The 13839-nt window shown below is 57.9% G+C and carries 15 protein-coding genes; 4 read left to right on the top strand and 11 right to left on the bottom strand.

Features of this window, described 5'->3' with window-relative positions:
• The first annotated feature begins 14 nt into the window (after positions 1-14).
• Genes GSUB_RS06490 through GSUB_RS06500 form a run of 3 tightly spaced genes read left to right on the top strand, consistent with a single transcriptional unit; the run spans position 15 to position 5774 of the window.
• Positions 15-1202, top strand: a complete 1188-nt coding sequence (locus GSUB_RS06490) for an efflux RND transporter periplasmic adaptor subunit (protein ID WP_040199843.1) — start codon at positions 15-17, stop codon at positions 1200-1202.
• The gene (locus GSUB_RS06495) at positions 1199-4372 is read left to right on the top strand and encodes a multidrug efflux RND transporter permease subunit (RefSeq protein ID WP_040199844.1); all 3174 of its coding nucleotides are present in this window, start codon (positions 1199-1201) and stop codon (positions 4370-4372) included. The genes GSUB_RS06490 and GSUB_RS06495 overlap by 4 nt, the downstream gene beginning before the upstream one ends.
• A complete protein-coding gene (locus tag GSUB_RS06500; protein WP_084211809.1) occupies positions 4365-5774 on the top strand; it encodes an efflux transporter outer membrane subunit in 1410 nt (469 codons plus the stop codon). The genes GSUB_RS06495 and GSUB_RS06500 overlap by 8 nt, the downstream gene beginning before the upstream one ends.
• Positions 5775-6071: 297 nt before the next feature.
• Here GSUB_RS06500 and GSUB_RS06505 read toward each other — a convergent pair whose 3' ends face one another.
• The 4 genes from GSUB_RS06505 to GSUB_RS06520 all read right to left on the bottom strand — a co-directional run bounded on the left by GSUB_RS06505 (position 6072) and on the right by GSUB_RS06520 (position 8031).
• A complete protein-coding gene (locus GSUB_RS06505; RefSeq protein ID WP_040199845.1) occupies positions 6072-6818 on the bottom strand; it encodes a transposase in 747 nt (248 codons plus the stop codon).
• Between the two features lie 87 nt (positions 6819-6905).
• A complete protein-coding gene (locus tag GSUB_RS06510) occupies positions 6906-7436 on the bottom strand; it encodes a DUF6680 family protein (protein WP_158414050.1) in 531 nt (176 codons plus the stop codon).
• A 77-nt stretch (positions 7437-7513) separates the two neighbouring features.
• Positions 7514-7810: a type II toxin-antitoxin system RelE/ParE family toxin gene (locus tag GSUB_RS06515; protein WP_040202190.1), complete on the bottom strand. Its 297-nt coding sequence runs from the start codon at positions 7808-7810 to the stop codon at positions 7514-7516.
• Entirely contained in the window at positions 7810-8031 is a 222-nt protein-coding gene (locus GSUB_RS06520; RefSeq protein ID WP_040199847.1) for an addiction module protein, read from the bottom strand. Before GSUB_RS06520 ends, GSUB_RS06515 begins: the two co-directional genes overlap by 1 nt.
• Before the next feature lie 129 nt (positions 8032-8160).
• On the opposite strand from GSUB_RS06520, the gene GSUB_RS06530 reads away from it, so the two are divergent.
• Positions 8161-9719 (top strand): IS3 family transposase gene (locus tag GSUB_RS06530; protein WP_144401967.1). Its coding sequence is split into 2 segments (ribosomal slippage): positions 8161-8623 and positions 8623-9719, totalling 1560 coding nucleotides; the frame shifts between segments, so codons are not numbered across the junction.
• Positions 9720-9803: 84 nt separating this feature from the next.
• On the opposite strand, the gene GSUB_RS06535 is transcribed toward GSUB_RS06530, so the two are convergent.
• The 7 genes from GSUB_RS06535 to GSUB_RS06565 form a co-directional block, all read right to left on the bottom strand.
• Complete coding sequence (locus GSUB_RS06535; protein ID WP_040199849.1) at positions 9804-10154, bottom strand: addiction module antidote protein; 351 nt, start codon at positions 10152-10154, stop codon at positions 9804-9806.
• Positions 10151-10450, bottom strand: coding sequence for a type II toxin-antitoxin system RelE/ParE family toxin (locus tag GSUB_RS06540; protein WP_040199850.1), 300 nt, complete (start codon positions 10448-10450; stop codon positions 10151-10153). Before GSUB_RS06540 ends, GSUB_RS06535 begins: the two co-directional genes overlap by 4 nt.
• Positions 10451-10516: 66 nt before the next feature.
• A complete protein-coding gene (locus tag GSUB_RS06545; protein ID WP_040199851.1) occupies positions 10517-10840 on the bottom strand; it encodes a hypothetical protein in 324 nt (107 codons plus the stop codon).
• Positions 10824-11120 (bottom strand): BrnT family toxin, encoded by a 297-nt coding sequence (locus GSUB_RS06550; RefSeq protein WP_040199852.1) that lies wholly within the window; start codon positions 11118-11120, stop codon positions 10824-10826. The genes GSUB_RS06545 and GSUB_RS06550 overlap by 17 nt, the downstream gene beginning before the upstream one ends.
• Before the next feature lie 67 nt (positions 11121-11187).
• Positions 11188-11904 carry an HNH endonuclease gene (locus tag GSUB_RS20040; RefSeq protein ID WP_084211811.1) on the bottom strand — a complete coding sequence of 239 codons (717 nt, stop codon included), beginning with the start codon at positions 11902-11904 and terminating at the stop codon, positions 11188-11190.
• 80 nt (positions 11905-11984) lie between these two features.
• Positions 11985-13301, bottom strand: coding sequence for an IS110 family RNA-guided transposase (locus GSUB_RS06560; RefSeq protein ID WP_040202192.1), 1317 nt, complete (start codon positions 13299-13301; stop codon positions 11985-11987).
• A gap of 291 nt (positions 13302-13592) precedes the next feature.
• Positions 13593-13838 (bottom strand): hypothetical protein, encoded by a 246-nt coding sequence (locus GSUB_RS06565; protein WP_040199854.1) that lies wholly within the window; start codon positions 13836-13838, stop codon positions 13593-13595.
• Position 13839: the final 1 nt, after the last annotated feature.

Below are 13839 nucleotides of genomic sequence, written 5' to 3' on the forward strand. Positions count from 1 at the left end.
CAAGGGAATACCCAATGCGCCATACCGCCTCCATCTCCCCGCTCTTTTTTTTGGCTTTGTTGCTGGGCGCCTGCGGCGAACAAGAGGCCGCCCCTCGAGCGCCATCCGCTCCCGAGGTCCAGGTTCAGGTCATGCGTGCCGAGCCCATAGACAACATCATCGAGGCACCCGGCCGCGTACAGGCGCTGCGTACCGCGGAAATCCGGGCGCGGGTCAATGGCATCATCGAGAAACGGCTCTACGCTGAAGGCAGTGACGTGGAGGCCGGCACGGCGCTCTTTGCCGTGGACCCCAGGGAGATGCAGGCCGCCCTGAGTGCAGCCAAGGCAACGCTTGATCGCGCCCTGGCCACCGAGGCCAATGCCGCTCAGGATGTGCAGCGCTACAAGGGACTGGTGGAAGAGCAGGCAATCAGTCAGCAGGAGTACGACTCGGCGGTCGCCCGGTTGCGCACCGCCCAGGCGGATGTGTCCCAGGCCAGGGCCCAACTGGATGCCGCGCAATTGAATCTGGACTACACCACCATCAGGACCCCGATTGCCGGTCGCGCCGGCCGGGCCGAAGTGACCGAAGGCGCGCTGGTCAGCGCAGCCGAAGCGACCTTATTGACGCGCGTGGAGCAGTTTGATCGGGTTTATGTGAATTTTTCCCAATCCAGTTCGAAGCTGCTGCTGATCCGTTCGCAATTGGCCTCGGGCGAACTGATCGAGCCAGAGGGGGACGGTGTCGTCGTCACCCTGACCCTGGAGGATGGCAGCGAGTTCGATCAGGTCGGGCGGATGGACTTCTACGCCATGACGATAGACCCGGCGCTGGGCACCGTTGCCCTGCGCGCGGAATTCCCGAACCCGGGCCGCCTGTTGTTGCCCGGGCAGTTCGTCAATGCGCGTATCTACGCAGGGATTCGACCAGAGGGAATGTTAGTGCCGCAACGCGCGGTGCAGATGACCGATCAGGGCCCCACTGTGCGGCTGGTCAATGATGAAGATACGGTGGTGGTGCAAGCCATCACCGTGGGTGAGCTGCGTGATGGCCAATGGGTTGTCACCGCAGGGCTGCAATCCGGGGACAGGGTGATCGTCTCCGGCTTGCAAAAGGCCCGCCCAGGCCAGAAGGTGCGCATTGCCGGGGGGGCGGACGATGCGGCGCAAGCGATACCCGCCGCTGGAGACCAGGGTGCCGAGGGGGCTGGTACTCCATGACGCCGCATTTCTTTATCAAGCGCCCGGTCTTTGCCTGGGTCGTTGCGCTGATCATTGGGCTCGGTGGCCTGCTCGCATTGAACAACCTGGCTGTCGAGCAGTATCCGACGATTGCGCCGCCCTCTCTCAGCATCGGCGTGACTTATCCGGGTGCAGACGCTTCGGTGCTGGAAACCAATGTCACCCAGGTCATAGAGCAGGAGCTCAATGGCGTCGAAGGTTTCCTGTATATGCAGGCAACCAGTCGTTCCAATGGCACCGCATCCATTGATCTGACGTTCGAGGCCGGCACCGATATCGATAATGCGCAGATGGATGTTCAGAACCGTCTGCGCCGCGTGGAACAGCGCCTGCCCGAGGAGGTTCGGCGCCAAGGCGTGCGGGTCAACCAGGCATCCTCTAATTTTTTGATGATCGTCGCGTTGACCTCGAAAAACGGCGGACACTCGGCACTCGAGTTGGGCAATTTCGCCTCGGCCCAGGTGGTCGACGAGCTGCGCCGGGTACCCGGGGTGGGTGATATTCGGGAGTTTTCCACCCAGTATGCGATGCGCATCTGGCTGGATTCCGACAAGCTGGCGAACTTCAGCCTATCGGCTGCCGAAGTGCTGGCGGCGGTTCAGGAGCAGAACAGCCAGTCTGCTGGTGGCGCGCTGGGCGATCTGCCCAATACCGACAATATTGAGATCACCGCAACGATTCAGACCCGGGGGCGCATGACCACCCCGGAGGAATTCGCCCAGATCATTCTGCGCGCCAACTCCGATGGGTCCGCCATACGTCTGGGTGATGTCGCGCGGGTAGAGCTTGGCGCAGAGAACTATCTCACCCGGGTGGAGATCAACGGCCAGGAAGTCGCGGGTATGGCCGTGCAACTGACTCCAGGCGCCAACGCCCTGGCAGTGGCCGAGGGCATCAGGAACCGGCTGCGCGAATTGGAACGCGGTTTCCCTGAAGACATCGGCTGGATCGTGCCCTATGACACCACGCCTTTTATCAGCGCCTCGATCAAGGAGGTGGTGATCACCCTGGCAGTGGCCATGCTGCTGGTGTTCATGGTGATGTTCACCTTTCTGCAGAGCTGGCGTGCCACGGTCATTCCGACCATCGTCGTGCCCATCGCGTTGGCGGGGTCCTGCATGGGGTTATGGCTGTTCGGCTTCTCGATCAATCTGCTCAGTCTGTTCGCGATGATTCTGGCCATCGGCACCCTGGTGGATGACGCCATCGTGGTGGTCGAGAACGTCGAACGCTTGATGAAAGAAGAGGGGTTGAACGCTTACCGGGCCACCGTCAAGGCGATGGATCAGGTGACCTCGGCGGTCATAGGCACCACGCTGGTGCTGATCGCGGTGTTTTTACCCATGGCATTCTTTCCTGGATCCACCGGCGGCATCTATCGGCAGTTTTCGGTCACTCTGGCCATCTCGGTGGGTGTATCGACCATCCTGGCGCTGTCCCTGACGCCGGCCTTGTGTGCGGCATTGCTGCGCCCGCCACCGCCCGAGGGCCAGCGGCCGCCGCTGGGCAAGCGGGTTTTTGCGCCGTTTAACCGCTTTATCGACCGCATGACGAACCGCTATCAGGGGGGCGTCGGTGCCATTCTGGTCCGGCCGCTGCGCTTTCTGCTGCTGTTCGTCAGCCTGGCGGTCATTGCTGGACTGCTGTTCTTGCGCTTGCCGGGCAGTTTCATTCCGGCCGAAGACCAGGGTTCGGTGCTCACCGCGGTTCAGGGCCCGCCAGGCTCCACTGCGGCACGTACCGATCGGGTCGTGGACCAGGTCAGGGCGTATTACGAGCAACTGCCCCAGGTGGAGAACGTGGTGTTTATCCGGGGTTTCAGCTTCTTTGGTCAGGGTCAGGCCCATGCCCTGTCCTTTGTCACCCTGTTGCCGTGGGACCAACGGCCTGGTGTGGAAAACAGCGCACAGGCGCTGGTGCAACGGGCCATGGGGGCACTCAGTTCCATCAGGGAGGCCAATGTCTTTGTCCTGAACCCGCCGTCGATTCCCTCCATGGGTGTGGCTGGCGGCTTTACCTTCAAGTTGCAGGACCGCTCTGGCGCTGGCGCCGAAGCGTTGCTGGCCGCGCGCGACCAGTTGCTGGCGGCGGCCAGCCGGAGTGAAGTGCTGACCGGCGTGCGGCCGGAGGGCGAGGAAGAGACGCCACGTCTGCGGGTGGACGTGGATCGGATCAAGGCGCGCGCGCTGGGGCTGTCGATCAACGACATCAATGCCACGCTGAGCATCACTTTCGGAAGTGCCTACGCCAACGACTTCAGCCGTGAAGGGCGCATTCACCGGGTGCTGCTGCAAGCCGACGCGCCCTTCCGCATGACCCCGGAAGATGTCCTCGACCTCACCGTGCGCACGGCGCAGGGCGATATCGTGCCCTTTGGCGCCTTTACCACCGTGGACTGGACCGCAGGACCCTCGCAATTGCAGCGCTATAACGGCTACCCGGCGACCACGATTTCCGGCAGTGCAGCCCCGGGGCGCTCATCCGGGCAGGCCATGGCCGAAATGGAACGACTGGCGGCAGATTTGCCGGAAGGGTTTGGCTTCGAATGGACCGGGCTGTCCTACGAGGAGCAGCAGGCAGCGGGCCAGGTGGGTGCACTGATGGGCCTGTCGATCCTGATCGTGCTGCTGGTCCTGGCCGCGCTCTATGAGAGCTGGACCATTCCCCTGGCGGTGCTGCTGGTGGTGCCCCTGGGCGTGCTCGGAGCGGTGCTGTTTTCCCTGTCCCGGGGGTTGCCGTCGGATGTGTACTTCAACGTCGGTCTGATCACGGTGATCGGTCTGTCCACCAAGAACGCGATTCTCATCATCGAGTTTGCCATCGCGGAAGAGGGCAAGGGCAAGAGCCTGATGGACGCGACCATGGCGGCGGTCAAGCTGCGCCTGCGGCCGATCCTGATGACCTCGCTGACATTCATTCTCGGCATGCTGCCGCTGGTGATTGCCACGGGTCCGGGGGCTGCCAGCCGCATCGCGGTAGGTACCGGGGTGATGGGCGGGATGATCATGGCGACCGCGCTGGGCGTGTTTTTCACGCCGCTGTTCTATCTTGCGGTACGTCGTTGGTTGACACCCAGGAAGCCACCGCGCGCCGAGGGCGATGGCGACGACGCAGGCGCAACGGATGGGCAGGAGTCGCGCCATGCATAAGCTCACGGCTTGTCTGTTTGCCTTGATCCTGACCGGGTGCCAGCTGGCGCCTGAATATCAGCGGCCCGAGTCACCGGTGCCGGCCTCCTACCCGGAAGGGGAGGCCCTGACGGACGAACGTCATTTCGTTGCCGCCGAGTTGCCCTGGCAAGCCTTTTTTGCCGACCCGCGACTGCGGGTGCTGATTCGCCAGGCATTGGCAAACAATCGTGATTTGCAGGCGGCGGTGCACCGGATCGAAGAGGCGCGCGGCCTGTATCGCGTGCAGCGTGCCGACCGTTTCCCTTCCCTGGGTATCGGCGCGGATGCGACCCGCGGGCGCTTCAATCCGGGCGGCGCCCAAGCGGTGCCCGGCAGTGGCGGCTCGGTTTCCGATACCTATTCGGTGAATGCAACGGTATCGGCTTTCGAGCTGGATTTCTGGGGGGCGGTGCGCAACCTGTCCACCGCCGCCCGTGCCGAATATTTCGCCCGCATCGAAGCGCAACGGGCATTCCGCCTGTCGCTGATCCGCGATGTGGCATCCACGTACCTGGGCCTGCGGGAGGCAGTGGAACGCATTGCGCTGGCTGAGGCGACGGTGAGCAGCCGGCGTGACGAGCTGCGGATCGCCAAGGTACGTCTCGATGCGGGGATCACCTCGGCACTGGATTTCAACCAGGCTGAAGCCCTTTTGACGCAGGCCGAAACCCAGTTGGCGGCCATCATGCTGACCCGTGCGGAGAGTCAGAATCTGCTCGCGGTGCTGACCGGCGGCGTGGTTGCCGAGTCCCTGCCGGAGCCCATGTCGCTGGCCGAGCAGTCCAGCCCGCCTGCCCTGGAGGCCGGGCTGTCGTCCAGTCTGCTGGTCAACCGCCCGGATATTCTCGCCGCGGAGCAGCGCCTGATTGCCGCCAGGGCCAATGTCGGTGTGGCGCGGGCGGCGTTCTTTCCGCAGGTCACGCTGACTGGCAGCTTTGGTTACGCCTCCAGCGAATTCAGCAACCTGATCGGCAGCAGTAACGAAACCTGGAGCATCGGCCCCAGCATTACCCTGCCGATATTCGACTTTGGCCGTAACCGCGGCAACCTGACCGTGGCCGAGGCGCGGGACAATATCGCCATCGCCGAATACGAGCGCACCATTCAGACGGCCTTCAATGAAGTGGCCGATGCACTCGCCGGGCGGCGCTACCTGGCCGAGCAGGTGGACGCCCGGCGGCGCAATACCGAGACCTTGCAGCGCGTGGTCAATCTGGCGCGCAAGCGCTACCAGGAAGGCGTTGTGAATTACATCGAGGTGCTGGATGCCGAACGTAGTCTGTTCGAGGCCGAACAGGCGTTCATCCAGACCCGGCGCGCGGAGGCGCAGAATCTGGTGAATCTGTATGTAGCCCTCGGTGGCGGGACGCTCGGGGAGTGATCTGCAGCGGGAATCCGGCGCTCTGGCTTGGCTTGCACATCCGCTTTATCGGCATATGGAACACAGGACGTTGAGGGCGGTAATCGCACCCCAAGCCCAGCGCACTATCAGTGTTGATGTTCTCCGTGGCCGTGATTATCGCTGCCCATGAACCTGAACGGAGCGCGTGATTCCAGTCTGAGAAGAACCCCCAGGCGACTTGGTGCTTGGGATCATTAACACCGTTAAACCGGGTCGGACCTACGCAACAACGCGTTGTTGCGCCATTTTCGTGCAAAAAAAGCCGCTTCAGGAGCCTTAGATGCCGCTTTTTGAGGGTAAAATGCCCCATCTAAGCTCGTTTTCACGCAAAATGCACTCCCGGCCAGTATTTCGCACTTCCCGGTATCGGCCCTTGATCCCCAGGCCGTCTTTTATCTCCTCAACAAACTCCGCACTGCCCACCGCCAAACCTTCGGTCCAGCAATTGTCACGGGTCAGCATCTTCTGTTCGATCGCTACCTTGATCCAGTTCTGCCGCGCAAGCCGAAGATCTTCCAGCGTTGACAGCTCAAGCAGCGCAGCCAAGGTGCGATGGTCCACCAGCTGGTACCGCTGCCGGCCGTTTATTATTTCAGCATAACTGCTCTCGGGCCAGGCGGCGGGATCTTTTACGATGCCTGCGCGGACCATGTTCAGGTCGATGTAAGTCAGGCAACGGGCAAAGTGATGATCGGTGGAAACCGCAGTGGCATGATAGCGGTCCTCCCAAAAGGCACCCTTGCGGGACTTTCTCTGATTGAATTCCTGGGCAACCCGCCCGGCAACCAGCTGCATGCTTTGGGCAATTTCTCCTCGCCCGTCATCCTGAACCAGTAAATGAACATGATTGGAAGTGACCACATAGTTGAGAATGCAGAGCCCATAGCGTTTTTTAGCCTCAAAAAGCCATCTGACCCAGTTCCTGCGATCTCGAGCAAATTTGAGCAGGAATTCTTTTTTGTGACAGCGATGCGTGATGTGCCAGACGTGCCCTGGCAAAAAGTAGCGACAAGCGCGCGGCATTTTCCCCCTCCACTTAAACACTTCATTTTATAGGCAAAATGGGCCGTTTAAGACCCTGGACAGGGCATCAATCCTTATTGGTTAGCGCTACTCATTCTGCGGCCAGTTTGTAACTATCATAGGTATGGGGCGCTTCCCCTCAAGAACCTCAATAAGACCCGCCCGCAGCGTATTTTGTTGTTCTTCGGTTTTCCCGTGTGCGCGCGGCGAATAGGAGGAGTTCTTAATATGAGTCTTGTCAAAATCATAGTCGAGCACCCTCGCCATCTTGTGCAATAGCTCTACTAGGAGATCAACGCGCCTTACGCTCCACTGATCGGGAGGGATATTCAGATTGCCAAGAAGATCGAGGTACTCTTTCCAAGCTTCTATCACCTCTTTTTCTTTCTTGTGCTTCTTATCGAATTCGAGATCGATCCGATTCAGTGCTTCGACGTGCGTCCATGAAACGTTATAGGCTCTGGTAGCCATAAGCGTCTTGAAGATATCCAGCTTACGCGCCCGGACTTCTTTTTGGTCGTCGAGATAGCGAGTAACGCGAACGGCAACGATTGGACCAAGAAAGACAGCGGTTATCATGAGCCAGTCGGCAATTGTCATTGTTTGTTCTTCCGTCATTTGGCGCTAACGCCGAAGCTCACTGGTGGCTATGGAGCGCAGCGGAATAGCCATCCAGTGAAGCGCTTTGTTCGGCATCAATTTCGGTGAATCCAATAGTATGGCTCCCGGTGAAGGTGCATTACCGCAAGGATTATCAGCTCATCGTTTGCTTCGTCGTTATGATACACGACGCCGTACGGAAAACGACGAACGAGGCAGCGGCGAACACCTTCTTCAACAAGGGGCCACATCCCCGGATGCGCTATCGCTCGCTCTACGGCAGCATATACCTCGACGGCAAATTGATGCCCGAGTGTCTTTTCTCGCTCCTCATAGTAATCAATGGCGAGTTGGAACTCCTTTTGGGCCTCTGGATGAAAGGAGTACTTCATCATGAAAAACGTTTCCAGACCTCACTAAAAACATCTTCTCCTGGTATCGGCTTCACGGCGCCAGATTTAATCTCGCCAAGTCTCCGCTTGGCCACTTCAGCCCACTTCTTATCGACTTCTGACTCAGGAGGGTTCAAACTCTTAAGAACGGTGTCAGCTACCCGCGCCCGCTCCTCCACGGGGAGAGACTCAATTTCTCGCAACAAATCTTCTGTTTTCATGTGTGCATCTCCACAAAGGATGAATTCGTGTATTCTCTCAGTTTACTACCCCCCCGTGTCAGGATAGATGTCGCCTCTCGCCGAGAGAATTTGTGTTAGGCTCGGGGGCAAAGGAGAGCGACAGACGTTATGAGTGCCAAGTATTCGAAAGAGTTCAAAGAAAGCATTATCGCCAGGATGTTGCCGCCGGAGAACGTCAGTGTGCCCGACCTGGTCCGGGAGACGGGGATTCCCAAGGACACCCTTTATACCTGGCGGAGCCAGTATCGTAACAAACAAGGACCTTTGTCCGGCTCCGGCCGATCCAGTGGCCAGTTGAACAATGAAGACAAGTTGGCCATCATCATCGAGACCGCCCCGTTGGGCGAGTTTGAACTGGGTCAATACTGCCGGCGCAAAGGGCTTTACCCTGAGCAGATCGCTGGCTGGAAAAGAACGTTTATCCAGAACGAATCGACCGCGACCAGTAAAGCCGAGCGCAAGCAGTTCCGCCAGCAGAGCAGGACCATCAAGGCGCTTCAAAGTGAGCTCAGCCGCAAGGAGAAGGCCCTTGCCGAAGCGGCAGCCCTGCTGGTGCTCGAAAAAAAGCTTCAGGCGCTTTTGGAGGATCGCGAGGACGAAAAATCGACCTCCAGGAGCGCCAAAAAGTGATCACGCTGATCGAGCAAGCCTGCACCGCCGGGGCACGCCTGGAGAAAGCCTGTAAAGTTGTCGGGCTCTCGCCGCGCACCGTCCAGCGCTACCGCCAGGAGGGTCAAATCAAGGCCGATGGACGCAAAGCCGCAGCGGTTGACAGAGTCCCGGCAAACAGGCTAAGCGAGATGGAACGCGCCGAAATTCTGGCCACCGCCAACCAGCCTCAATATGCCCATCTTCCGCCGGGCCAGATCGTGCCGGACTTGGCGGACAAAGGGTGTTACCTGGCCTCGGAGTCGAGTTTCTACCGCGTCTTGCGCAGCGAGGAGCAACTGACCCCTCGCGGCCGGGCCAAGACGCCAACACATAAGCGGCCCGAGCCCTTGCAGGCCACCGCCCCTAACCAACTCTGGAGTTGGGATATTACCTATCTTCCCACGACGGTCCGGGGCCTGTTTTTCTACCTCTACCTGTTTATCGACCTTTACAGCCGTAAAATCGTGGGCTGGGAGGTGTATGCCGAAGAATCGGCCGAACATGCTTCCAGCATCTTTCGCAAAACGTACCTGCGCGAAGGTATTGCCGGACAGGACTTAACGCTGCACTCGGATAACGGCTCGCCGATGAAAGGGGCCACCATGCTGGGGACTCTGCATAAACTCGGTGTGGCCACCTCTTTCAGCCGCCCCTCGGTCAGCAACGACAATGCCTATTCCGAGGCGATGTTCCGGACCATGAAATATCACCCCGGATACCCGGATAAGCCCTTTGATGACTTGGAAGAGGCCCGCCGTTGGGTGGCAGGCTTCGCACATTGGTACAACGAAAAACATCGACACAGTGCCCTGAAATTCGTCACCCCGGCCCAGCGGCACCGCGGCGAAGATCAAGAGCTGTTGCGCCAAAGAGCCGAACTTTACGAAGCGGCCAAAGCAAGGCGACCAGAACGATGGTCAGGCAACAGCCGCGATTGGACTCGGCCAGAGGTCGTTTCGCTGAATCCGCAAAAATCGACGCAGATGCAGGCAGCTGATAAAATTAAGGTTGCTTAAAAATGCGACATCTTCCTTGACAACGCCCGCTACTGTATGGGCATCGGCACTTGCGCCCATTCGCTTTTTGCCGAACGCTCAAGCTCACCCGCGCCGCGTAGCGGCGTCGGGTGGAGCGCTTGGTTGGGTATGATTTTGGATATGCACCGCTTCCGCATGCAACTTCAAACCCAGCGCTGCCATCACTTTTAGGATGGTATCGAACCCGGGAGTTCGTTCGCCCGAGAGAGCCTTGTACAGGCTTTCACGCGACACGCCTGCATCGCGCGCGACTTGCGACATACCTTTCGCACGGGCAATGTCACCAAGTGCTTTTGCTATAAATGCGGCGTCACCATTTGCTTCCTCCAGGCAAGCTTCAAGATATGCAGCCATTTCTTCAGGGGTACGGAGATGCTCAGCAACATCGTAGCGGGAGGTTACTGTCTTTTTCATGAGTTGTCCCAAAGATTACGGGCAAGGCGTAGAGCAGTCTTGATGTCTCTTGACTGGCTGCTTTTGTCACCGCCGGCCAACAGGATCACCAGCTCACGTCCATGCTGTTTGTAGTACACCCGGTAACCGGGGCCATAATTGATTCGCAATTCAGAGACACCTTCGCCTACGGGCTCGGCGTCCCCCGCATTCCCAGCCGCCAACCGTTCAACTCTTGCAAGAATGCGGGCACGCGCGCGAATATCGCGCAGTCCGTCGAGCCACTTGGCATAAACGTCTGTTTTGCGAATCTCCATCGTACCCCCTCACTGTATCCACAAGGCCACACTTTGTCAATCGGCCCTTCGTGCCCAACGATTTAGCTAACCGGCCGACCGCTTGCGGTCGGTCCGAGTTGAGCGTTTTGTTAGACGTGAGGGTCTTTCGACAAAGCGACCGCTGACATATTTATGGAGAACGCTGGCAATGAGCGTCTGGTAGGGGACCCCTTCTTCCAGGGCGCGGGCCTGTATGTCTCTCAGGTCTGGCGAGGAAAGGCGAATGTTCACGCGGCGATCCTTGAGCGAGGTGGCCTGGGCCGCAGCCTTGAAATTCTCTTTATCCTCTTTGGTTGGCTTGGTCGAAAACAGTTCGCCGCTCTCATATGCCTGCAGAAGGTCTTTTTCGAACTTATCCATTTTTTTCATGGCTGTTACCTCCACCCAGATAGTTTCTAGTGGCCTTGCGGCTGGGGATGATGGTTTTAAGAAAGAAGAAGTCAGTTTCTTCGACGAACGGAACCAGATAAACGTACTCTCGTAGGCTGACGACCAGAATGCGTTGGCCGGGATATTTTGACGTGTTCGGGTGTTGCAGGATGTCGAGCAGACCGTCTTCCTCTATGGCCAACGTGACTTCCTCGAAGGAAACTCCGCGGTCATCTTTGAGGGTCTCGTTTTTCTCATGGTTCCAGCGAAAGGCTTTCATGGGACGAGTATACCGCGTTGTGTGCCTTTTGTCATCAGGCAATTGTGGGGGCGTCTAACGCCAGCCTTCACCGGCGGGGATGTAGCGCAGCGGAATCCCCGTCCGAGTGGAAGGCATTGTTAGGATTTTCTTCTCCCTCTGACGGCACCCAAAGCATGAGCTCTTCCAGGGGAGGGAACTTGGTCGGTAGTAGTCGCACATCGAAAGGCATATCCCCATCTACAAGCTGACAAAGGGGTGTGCTCATATACCCGTTTTGATCGCAATATCGAGCGACAATTTTGGTGTATCGCCGAAGAAGAAGTATCGATGGGAAGAAACCCTTGGATGTTGCCCACACCAGCATGTCTCGGCCCTGCTTTGAGCTATTACAACTGCGGCAAGCCCAGATTAGGTTATCCGCATCATCGGGCCCACCACGGATTCTCGGTATGAGGTGATCGACCGCCAAACTATCCTTCGCGCCGCAGTAATAACACGCCTGTGGCGCGGTCATCTTCAGCCGTTCATCGTCATATAACGACCGCATGGCAATCTTTCCGGACAGCAACCCATGGTAGGTTCTGTTGCGGATTATGTGGTGTATCCGTTGATATTTTTTGACCCCATCCTCCAGGGCTGAGTGCGCACGCGCAAGGTTCGCATACGACCACGATATCTGCTCTTGAACTGTTTCTGGTGTTGGTGTCGCCATTCTTCTCCTTAATCCTAACGGTTCATGATAACCGGCGGCGTGCGACCTTTGCACACCACCGAATTTTTTCGAGAAAGTCGGATAGCCCATTCCGTCCGGTTGATTTTATGGTTGTGCGCCTTGAATTGTCTTCTGAGTAACTTAACCCTGGTTCTTTTAAATTCAGGTTGTTACAAAGCGGCAATTTTGCCCTCGGTCGGAACAAGTTCGAATCCGAGGTGCTTGGCATTGCGCTTCAGGTTTTGTACGAGTCGCGACTGGTATCGCTCCTCGTAGTAGTCCTGGCCAAGGTCGATGTATGATGTTCGATTTTTGAGCATTTTGTAGACTATGGTCGCAATCTTTCGGGCGGTTGCCGTTATGGCCTTGGGTGCGCCCAACCTTGCCTTCATGCGGCGGAAGTAGCTGCCCAGGTAGCTCTTTGATCTGGTCAAGCTAAAGGCGGCCATGCGGAAAGCTTGCGCTGCCCGATTGGCGTTCTTTTGGGTGGCACTGCTCAGGACCTTACCGCCGCTAATCTTCGCTCCCGGAGCCAACGACATCCAGGAAGTGAAATGTTTATCGGTTTTCCAGCGGCTCATGTCTATGCCGATTTCAGCGATGATTTTCAGGGCAGAGGTGGTGTCGATTCCGTCAATTTCCGTCAGATCAACGCCGGATATGCGCATCAAAGCTTCATCGATGCTCGCTGGTGGCTTGTCGTCACCAGAATCGCCCTCGGTACCTATGGCATCGAAAGATTTGAGTTGGGCCAGTATTTGCCGGTCACACTCGTTTATCTTAGCCAGATAGAATTCGTACAGTTCTACAGCTTGCTGCAGGGAGAAGAGGTGTTCAGGCCGGAAATTGCCCTGCAAAGAGCGAGCGATGGTCTTCGCGTCGTTCTTGCAGCGATTATCCCGCAAGGCTGCCAATGTGTCGGGATCGCGCTCCCCCTCCAGGATCGCTTTGATGATGCGCATCCCGGTTGCTCCTGTGATGTTGCTGACAACGTTATGCAGTTGCAGATTCATCTGGGCCATCGCCTTTTGCATGTGCTGGATATGAGACCCGGAGATCTTGACCAGCGTCGCCCTTTGCCGGACATAGGCGCGAAGCGCACACACCTGATCTGCAGGACGAAACGCCCCGCGCAGAAGGCCATAGGTGTGCAACTGCTGCAACCACTGGCAGTCCAGGACGTCGCTCTTTCTACCAGGGACATTCTTGACATGCCGCGCGTTGACCAGCCTCACCTCGAAGCCGTGGCTTTCGAGAATCTCAAAGACCGGGATCCAGTAGATCCCAGTGGACTCCATGGCGACCGTGGTAACGCCACAGCAGAGAAGCCAATCGGCCAAACGCTCAAGGTCATCGGTGAAGGTGGAGAATTCGCGGACCGGTTCGGGATCTGCCCCCTCGGGGACCGCTACAAAATGACTCTTGGAGCCGACGTCAATTCCGGCAGCACAGGCGTTGAGATGCACCAGATGCTTCGGTAACCGCATAGGCTTTTTCTTGGATGTCTTCTTCTGCTTCATGACTACGGCCTCCTGGAGAAATAAGGCAGACCGAAAAGGGGAACTGTCGAATGCGGCTCTCTTCTGAACGGGATAGCAAAACGCTTCACCAATGACAAAATCGCCAGTTCCCGGACCATGCTATTCAACGGGCACAAAGGCACCAGTGATCAACGTCAACTATTTTTCCGGGTCAGCGACAATTAAAATTCCCGTTTCTTGAGAGCTGTTGACGACGGTGGCTGTTGGGACTTTTTGCCGCCGCCGCTTGCGGCTCTGCTAGATGTTTTGCTGCTGAAGCTCTCTGGCCTTTTTCTGGCTGTACCCGATGTCCGCTCTGGATACGTCATACAGGTAGACCGGGTGGTCGAAGCCCGACTTGATGAGCAACCCACCGTTACAGTCGGTGATCGCAGTGACGCAACCACTGCCGCAACGCAGAAACCGTGTCGTGTTCTCAGGTGTGAACTCCACCTCAAGCGTCTCCAGGCGGCCTTTCTGGGGGTTGTAGGCTAAGCATTTCATG

It is taken from the genome of Geoalkalibacter subterraneus (genome assembly GCF_000827125.1).
GTDB classification, from domain to species: Bacteria; Desulfobacterota; Desulfuromonadia; order Desulfuromonadales; family Geoalkalibacteraceae; genus Geoalkalibacter_A; species Geoalkalibacter_A subterraneus.